5 protein-coding genes are annotated in these 4,696 nt (G+C 67.2%); 1 reads left to right on the top strand and 4 read right to left on the bottom strand.

Annotation, left to right across the window (positions count from 1 at the left end; genetic code table 11):
- From C493_RS13525 to C493_RS24065, 4 genes are all read right to left on the bottom strand, one after another.
- Positions 1 to 1,075 (bottom strand): ABC transporter substrate-binding protein (locus tag C493_RS13525; protein WP_007260015.1); only part of this gene is annotated, 1,075 nt, incomplete at its 3' end.
- Between the two features lie 144 nt (positions 1,076 to 1,219).
- Positions 1,220 to 2,092, bottom strand: coding sequence for an ABC transporter ATP-binding protein (locus tag C493_RS13520; RefSeq protein WP_007260014.1), 873 nt, complete (start codon positions 2,090 to 2,092; stop codon positions 1,220 to 1,222).
- Positions 2,092 to 3,243 carry a FecCD family ABC transporter permease gene (locus C493_RS13515; protein ID WP_007260013.1) on the bottom strand — a complete coding sequence of 384 codons (1,152 nt, stop codon included), beginning with the start codon at positions 3,241 to 3,243 and terminating at the stop codon, positions 2,092 to 2,094. Before C493_RS13515 ends, C493_RS13520 begins: the two co-directional genes overlap by 1 nt.
- On the bottom strand, positions 3,236 to 3,358 hold the full coding sequence (locus tag C493_RS24065; protein ID WP_275039835.1) for a hypothetical protein: 123 nt from the start codon (positions 3,356 to 3,358) through the stop codon (positions 3,236 to 3,238). The genes C493_RS13515 and C493_RS24065 overlap by 8 nt, the downstream gene beginning before the upstream one ends.
- Before the next feature lie 180 nt (positions 3,359 to 3,538).
- Between C493_RS24065 and rtcA the strand changes: the two genes are divergently transcribed.
- Positions 3,539 to 4,696: RNA 3'-terminal phosphate cyclase (rtcA, locus tag C493_RS13510; protein ID WP_049889363.1), on the top strand; the 1,158-nt coding region annotated here is incomplete at its 3' end.

Genomic DNA, 4,696 nt, shown 5'->3' with positions numbered 1-4,696 from the left:
CGTCCTCGGGGATATCGGCGGAGTCGCCGGGCCACTCGCCGAACGCCTCGGGGTAGACCTGCTTTGCGAGGGCCTCCGTCGAGAAGAGGTGGGTGATCGGGCCCATGAACTGGCCCGACGAGCGAACGACGTTACCGTTCTCGACGGCCGAGAGTCGGCGCGCAGTCGAGTGGTTCTCGAGCGGTTCGACGACCTGTGACTGCCACTCGTCGCCGGTCATCGACGAGAGGTTGTAGGCGGCGATGTAGTCGGGATCGAGGTCGAGCAGCGTCTCGTAGCCGACCGCGCCGTCGGGATCGAGGCCGGCCTCCGCGAAGGCGTCGCGGAAACCCAGATCGCGGAAGCTCCGGGCGTCGTTTCGCTTCTCGTGGATCGGCGCCGGCTCGAACTCGCCCGACGCCGCGTCGATCCCGCGCCAGAAGACGGCGACGGTCGGCTCTTCGTCCGGGCGGTTCGACTCGATCTCGTCGATGAACTCGTCGCGGAGGTCGACCCAGGCCTCGTACTGTTCGCGGCGCTGGAAGATCTCGGCGACCTTCTCGAACAGTTCGTACATCGTGTAGTAGGGCTCTTCGCCCTCGTAGTCGAAGCGGATGTAGGAGCCGAGAATCGGCGCGACGTACGTCTCGATCTCCTCCATGTCGTCGTCGCTCCAGTTGGAGTAGTTCTGCAGCATCCGCGGGTCGGCGAGGATGACGTCCGGATCGACCTCGTAGAACAGTTCCTTGTCGTAGTTGCGCGCGGACTCGCCTTCCCCGTACTGGTAGATCTCGTCCGGATCGTGCTCAACGCCCGGCAACTGGTCGTAGAACTTGTACGGCTTGCGGTCGGGGTAAGCGTGGGCCGACGCCTGCAGTCCCAGCGACATCGCCATGTCCTCCTGCGAGCCGGGGATGACGAAGAACTCCTCCGGGATTCGATCGAACGTGTGGCAGCCGGCCGGTTCGACGCAGACCTCGTAGGGATCGACGTCGGCTCCCGACGACTCGGAGTCGTCGCTCTCGCCGAGACAGCCGGCGAACGTCGCTGCGGTGAGTCCAACACTGGACGCGAGTACGTGGCGTCGTGATACCATGCGATTTAGGCTAGCCTAAAACATTAAAAACGTATTGTTTTAGGCTAGCCAAAATGAATGGGAGCGACACCGCTCGTCGTGATATCGATCGAACGAGACTGAGCCGGGGCCGGCGGCCGCGAGAGGAGCCACCGAACGAACGACTTACGACTCGGGGTCGTCGTCGCGATGGAGCGGACCGATCGGTTCGATCACCGGCCCGGTTCCGGTCTGACCCGGCGTCACGCGAGCGTCGATCCCGAAGACGTCCGCGAGGAGGTCCTCGGTAACGACCTCGGACGGCGGCCCGCGGGCGGCGATCTCTCCGTCGTACAGCGCGACCAGGTGGTCGGCGTACCGCGCGGCCTGCTCGATGTCGTGAAGCACCAGCAGGATCGTGATCGACCGCCGGTCGCGCAGCGTCTCGACGATCTCCATCACCTCGAGCTGGTGGTGGATGTCGAGGAACGTCGTCGGCTCGTCCAGCAGGAGGACGTCGGTCTCCTGGGCCAGCGCCATCGCGATCCAGACGAGCTGTTTCTGGCCGCCGCTGAGGCTGCTCAGGTCGCGATCCCGGAGGTGTTCGACGCCCGAAAGCGAGACGGCCCGATCGACGGCCTCGTGGTCCGCGTCGGTCACCGACTCGAAGAAGCTCCGGTGGGGGTAGCGGCCGTGATAGACCAGTTCCTCGACGGTGAGGCTCCCGGGAGACGTGTGCTCTTGTGAGAGGTGCCCGAGCGTCCGGGCGAACGCCTTCTTCTCGAGGTCGTGTGCGTCGTCGCCGTCGATCAGGACCGCACCCGACTCGAGGGAGACGCGTCTGGCGATCCCCTTCAGGAGCGTGCTCTTGCCGCTGCCGTTCGGGCCGATGAGCGCCGTTACTTCGCCGCGGGGGACCGACAGCGATTCGCCGTCGATCACCGGCCCCTCGGCGTCGGGATAGCTGATTCGGAGGTCGGTTCCGCGAACGTGGTCGTCCGTATCGGGGTCGCGAGTCGGCACACCGTCTCGGTCGCCCTCGAGTACGTCGTTGGCCATCAGAGATCACCCAGCTGTTTCTTTTTCCGCATCAGGTAGAGGAAGTACGGACCGCCGATCAGCCCGGTGACGATGCCGACCGGGATCTGGACGGGGTTGAGCGCGAGTCGCGCGCCGACGTCGGCCGCCACCATCAGCGCCGGGCCGGCGAACAGGCAGCCGACCACGAGCCGGCGGTGGTCGCTCCCGACGACGTTGCGGACGATGTGGGGAACGATGAGGCCGACGAAGCTGATGATCCCGGCGACGGCGATGCTGACGGAGGCCGCGAGGACGGCCACACAGGAGAGACCGAAGCGGACGCGTTCGACGGACATTCCGAGCGACGACGCCATCCCCTCGCCGAGCAAGAGGACGTCTAACTGTCGCGAGCTGAGGTACGCGGCGCCCATCGCGACGACGGTCCACGGCAGCGCGATCCGGACGTGTTGCCAGGAGACGCCGGTCAGCGAGCCGTTCAGCCACGAGATCGCCTGCTGGACGACGCCGATGTCGTCGGTGAAGACGAACAGCGCCGTCTGGAGCGACCCGAAGACGGCGCCGACGACGACGCCCGCGAGGACGAGTCGAACGGGGCTGGTGCCGTGGTTCCACGCGATCGCGTAGACGATGACGAAGGCGATCGCTCCGCCAAGCGACGCGATGATCGGAAGGAACGCCGACAGTCCGGTAAAGACCGTCAGGACGAGCAACACCATCAGTCCGGCGCCGGAGGAGACGCCGAGGACGAACGGGCTCGCCAGTTCGTTCCGCGTGATCGCCTGAAAGATCACGCCGGAGACCGCGAGGTTCATCCCGACGAGAATCGCCACGAGAACCCGCGGCAGCCGGAGGTTCCAGACGACGTGCGTCGCCGTCGAAACTTCGGGCAGATCGGCGACTTCGTAGCCGGTGAGCGTCGTCAACAGCTCCTCGCCGAACAGGAAGTTGAGGAGCCACCGAAAATCTAGCCACACCGCCGGGTCGAACAGCGCGACCCACGCTTGGCCGATCGTCATCGAGTACGCGCCGAAACTCAACTGGACGAGCGCGCTTCCGGCGACGACCGCGGCGCTTCCGAGACAGACCGTCAGCAGCTTCGCGTCGAACAGTCGCCGTTCCCGCCGCTGTGCGTGCGGCGCCGAGACCTCCTCGGACTGAACCTCAGACACCGTCGATCCCCCCGGTTCGGTCGTCGACCGTCAGCGCTCGCGTCCGTCGGATCCGCAGCGGCGGCGTCGGCCGTCTTCGCTGGATCGAGCTCCGTTCGATCGGCTCCGTCGTCATGCTAGTTTCGGTTCGCCTAAAACATTATAACTGCACTGATTTCGGCGAGCCTAAACCACTAGCAGCGAACGGGTGGACTTCCGTCGGCGCCGGGACGGAAGGCGGTACCGACGACTCGAGCGGGCGTGGGACGACTCGTCGACCGCCATCGGTACGGTTCCCGAACACCAACGGTTGCGTATGCCTACAGCACTCGAGCTCGACGGGTCGAACGCTGGCGGCCAGTTCGTCCGCACCGCGCTGACGCTTTCCGTCCTGGAGAATCAGCCGATTCGTATCGAGGGAGTTCGCGGCGATCGCTCCACACCCGGCCTGCGCCACCAGCATCTGGCGGTCCTCGAGACGCTGGCGGCGATCTGCGACGCGGACGTTTCCGGCGCCGAACTCGGCTCGGACACCGTCTCGTTCGATCCCGCCCTCGAGGAGACGCCCGAGGCGACCGGCTGGCGCGGCCGCGGTCGGGGCTCCCTTCCCGGCGGCGAGTACGACGTCGATATCGGCACCGCCGGGAGCGCGACGCTGCTGTTCGACGCCCTGTTGCCGCTGGCGACGGTCCTCGAGTCGGAGCTCTCTGTGACGGTCACCGGGGGCACCGACGTTCCGTTCGCGCCGCCGCTCGACTACTCCCGATACGTCAAGCTCCCGCTACTGCGTCGGTACGGTCTCGAGGCCGACTACGAGGTCGAGCGCCGCGGCTTCGTTCCCGACGGCGGCGGGCGCGTCACCCTCACGCTCGCGCCGTCGACGCTCGAGCCGATCGAACTCACCGAACGCGGGCCGCTCGAGGGGGTTCGCATCTACTCGACGGAATCGGAATCGCTGGCCGACCGCGACGTCGCCCACCGGCAGGCCGAGGGCGCCCTCGAGCGGCTGGCCCTCGAGGAAGCGGGCATCGACCTCGAGGAGCGACGGGAGGTGTCAGCCGCGAGCCCCTCGCCGGGTTCGGCCATCGTGATCCGCGTCGATCACGAAACGGGCGTCGCCGGCTTTTCGGCGCTCGGCGAGCGGGGCAAGCCGGCCGAGCGCGTCGGCGAGGACGCCGCCGACGCCGCGAATCGGTTCCTCGGAGTCGGATCGGCGACCGGATCAGCGGACGAGCGGGGCAGCCAGCCACAGCCGTCGCCCGTCGACCGACACATGGCCGACCAGTTCCTCGTGTTTCTCGCGCTTGCGGGCGGGCGCGTCCGCGTTCCCGCGGTGACCGACCACGTCGCCTCGAGCCGGCGGCTGCTCGAGACCTTCGGCGCGGCGATGGCTCTCGAGGCGGTCGCTGGCGACGCGACGATTCGCGACTCGTTCGGCGACGAGTCGGACGCCGCGAACGGCGAGCCGGTGGTC

The sequence above is a fragment of the Natronolimnohabitans innermongolicus JCM 12255 genome, from assembly GCF_000337215.1.
GTDB classification, from domain to species: Archaea; Halobacteriota; Halobacteria; order Halobacteriales; family Natrialbaceae; genus Natronolimnohabitans; species Natronolimnohabitans innermongolicus.
Note: the sequence above shows the minus strand (reverse complement) of the source record. Positions and strands in the feature narration are given on the sequence as shown.

Coding starts and splice junctions, on each gene's coding strand:
- C493_RS13520 (WP_007260014.1), bottom strand. CDS start 2,092: ATGGCCAACGACGTACTCGAGGGCGACCGAGACGGTGTGCCGACTCGC.
- C493_RS24065 (WP_275039835.1), bottom strand. CDS start 3,358: ATGACGACGGAGCCGATCGAACGGAGCTCGATCCAGCGAAGACGGCCG.